The sequence below is a fragment of the Acetobacterium tundrae genome (genome assembly GCF_008086615.1).
Lineage (GTDB): Bacteria > Bacillota > Clostridia > Eubacteriales > Eubacteriaceae > Acetobacterium > Acetobacterium tundrae.
The window spans coordinates 1-2,613 of the sequence record NZ_RXYB01000048.1 but is presented as its reverse complement, the minus strand read 5'-3'; the positions used below and the strand labels follow the sequence as shown (position 1 = coordinate 2,613).

Genomic DNA, 2,613 nt, shown 5'->3' with positions numbered 1-2,613 from the left:
AGTAAGTGCCTCAAAAGATGGCGTAGTGCAAAACGCAAAGAATTATTGTAGACTAATCTGAAAGAATATTCAGGAGGTCAACATACAATGGATGAATCAAAAAGAATACTTTGGGAAGATCGATTCCAGGAACAGGCGTCCAGCGGAATGACGGTAGAAGCCTGGTGCTCAAAGAATCAGATTGCCAAGCATACCTTCTATTATTGGAAACAGCGGATACGGAAAGCGAAAATGGAGCCGGTGGAGAAAGACACGGAAACATCGCTGTTTGCAAAACTAGAAATGCCACCAGCTTCAGGAGAAAGAAGAACAGAGGCGGGGCTTACCATCAAGTGGCAGGGTTTTGAGCTGATCCTATCCAATCCAAATGATATCTCACTCGCAACGCAGTTCATCCGGCAGTTTTCGCAGTCATGATGGATCTGTTTATCAAAAATACAACCCATATCTATATTGCGTGTGGAGCCACTGACTTCAGAAAGCAGATGGATGGTCTGGCCGTCGTTGTTAATACGGAGTTCAAGCTGGATCCATTCTCTGACAAATGTGCCTTTATCTTCTGCAACCGGAAAAGAAACGCTCTTAAGGTTTTGCGTTACGACGGCAACGGCTTCATTCTAGCCAGCAAGAAGCTGCTCAACGGGATGAAATTTCAGTGGCCGAAAAGCCCTTCGGAAGTCAAAGAAATAAACGGCCAGCAAGTTCAGTGGCTGCTTCAGGGGCTTGAAATTGAGCAGAAAAAAGCCCTTCAGCCGGTAACGATGACGATTGAGAACAGCTGTTATTAACTGTTTCAAAACAGCGTGCGAAAATTTTGATAATGGCTTTAAAACGGCTTTTTCGAGGTGCTTTGTTACTAATAATTGTAGCATTCAGAAGCTAAAAATGGTATAATAGTACCAATAAAAAGCAAAGGAATGGATACCAATGACGGGACAGGAAGAACTGCTGATATTACGGGCGCTGGTGGAAAAGCAGAAAGAAGAAATTGCTGCCAAAGACGAAATTATTACCAAACAGAATATCCGAATTGAAAATATGGTGCAGGCGCTTCTGCAGGCCAGAAAGAAACTGTTTGGTGCCTCCACCGAAACATCGAAAAACCTGGATGGACAACTGTCCCTGTTTGAAACAACACAGGAGCTTGCGAAAGAACTGTTCAGCGAACAGCAAAAAATAACCGTCCCCAGTCATGCCAGGAAAGCCCGTCAACCCGGAGTTCGTCAGGAAATGCTTGCCGGTCTCCTGAAGGAGATTGAAGAATATATTATACCACTTGATGAGACCTGCCTTAAATGCGGCGGGGAACTGACGGTTATTGGGAAACGGATCGTCCGAACCGAAGTGACCTATGAACCGCCAAAACTAAAGGTGAAACAAATTGTCCAGCAGATTGCAAAATGCACCCAGTGCGGCAAAGAAGGCAGTGAGAATCCCAAGGATCATTTTCAGAAAGCCGCCGTACCGGTGCCGGTACTCCCGCATTCCATTGCCACGCCGTCACTGGTGGCCCAGGTCATGTACCAGAAGTTTGCCATGGGCATGCCCTTTGCCCGTCAGGAAAAAGACTGGTACCGGTTGGGGCTCATTCTATCGCGGTCAAACATGGCCAACTGGACAAACCGCTGCAGCGAAGAATGGCTGACACCGGTTTATGAACGCATTCATGCCGAACTGCTTTCCTGTGAGGTGCTTCATATGGATGAGACACGGATTCAGTGCAACCGGGAGGAAGGCAGGAAAGCCAACAGCGAATCCTATATGTGGGTAATCCGCAGTGCGGCATGTGAGACAATCCGAGCCGTGTTCTTCCATTACTCCCCCAGTCGCAAAGGGGAGATCGCTAGGCAGCTGCTTTCCGGGTTCCATGGATATTTAACGACCGATGCGTATTCCGCTTATGAAAAAGTCGAGAATATCCGGCGCAATTTATGTTGGTCACACTGTCGCAGATATTATATCGATAGCATTCCCCTGACCAGCAATGGGAAAGAAATCCCGGGTTCAAAGGGCGCCGAAGGACGAGCGTACATCGACCTGCTTTTTAAAGTTGAGAATGAAATAAAGGATCTTTCCTATGAGGAGATCAGAGAAAAGCGTCTGGATAGGTCACGCCTCATCCTTGATGCCTTTTGGTCGTGGGTTGACGAAACTGTCGCGATCCCAACGACAAATGAAAAGTTGACCACGGCCCTGACCTACTCCAGAAACCAGAAGAAATATCTGGAAACCTTCCTGGAAGACGGACGCCTTCCCATCTCCAATAATCTCTGTGAGGCCAGCATCAAACCTTTTGCGACAGGACGACGCGCCTGGCTTTTTGCCGATTCGCCCAAAGGTGCAACCGCCAATGCGGTTCTCTACACACTGGTGGAATCCGCCCGGGCAAACGAGCTTAATGTCTACGAATATCTGAATTACCTTCTGACCGAAATCCCCAACAGCGACTATTTGCTGCAGCCGGAAGTACTTGAAAAATACCTGCCATGGTCTCAGGAATTGCCCGAGGTTTGCAGACTCAAGCATAACTACAAAAAGTGCCTCAAATAATGATGTGCTCAGTATAGCAGGTTTGGATTGAACTTGCTATACGCCATCTTTTGAGGCACTTAC

3 protein-coding genes are annotated in these 2,613 nt (G+C 47.3%); all 3 read left to right on the top strand.

What is annotated here, in order from left to right; all coding sequences use genetic code 11:
* Positions 1 to 87: 87 nt before the first annotated feature.
* The 3 genes from tnpA to tnpC all read left to right on the top strand — a co-directional run bounded on the left by tnpA (position 88) and on the right by tnpC (position 2,550).
* A complete protein-coding gene (gene tnpA / locus FZC40_RS16830) occupies positions 88 to 417 on the top strand; it encodes an IS66 family insertion sequence element accessory protein TnpA (RefSeq protein ID WP_148606501.1) in 330 nt (109 codons plus the stop codon).
* Positions 414 to 788: an IS66 family insertion sequence element accessory protein TnpB gene (tnpB, locus tag FZC40_RS16825; protein ID WP_148606498.1), complete on the top strand. Its 375-nt coding sequence runs from the start codon at positions 414 to 416 to the stop codon at positions 786 to 788. The genes tnpA and tnpB overlap by 4 nt, the downstream gene beginning before the upstream one ends.
* A gap of 139 nt (positions 789 to 927) precedes the next feature.
* Positions 928 to 2,550: an IS66 family transposase gene (gene tnpC / locus FZC40_RS16820; RefSeq protein ID WP_148606496.1), complete on the top strand. Its 1,623-nt coding sequence runs from the start codon at positions 928 to 930 to the stop codon at positions 2,548 to 2,550.
* Positions 2,551 to 2,613 lie beyond the last annotated feature (63 nt).

Bases quoted from the DNA above. Each gene is read 5' to 3' on its own strand.
- tnpC (WP_148606496.1), top strand. From the start codon at position 928: ATGACGGGACAGGAAGAACTGCTGATATTACGGGCGCTGGTGGAAAAG.
- tnpB (WP_148606498.1), top strand. From the start codon at position 414: ATGATGGATCTGTTTATCAAAAATACAACCCATATCTATATTGCGTGT.
- tnpA (WP_148606501.1), top strand. From the start codon at position 88: ATGGATGAATCAAAAAGAATACTTTGGGAAGATCGATTCCAGGAACAG.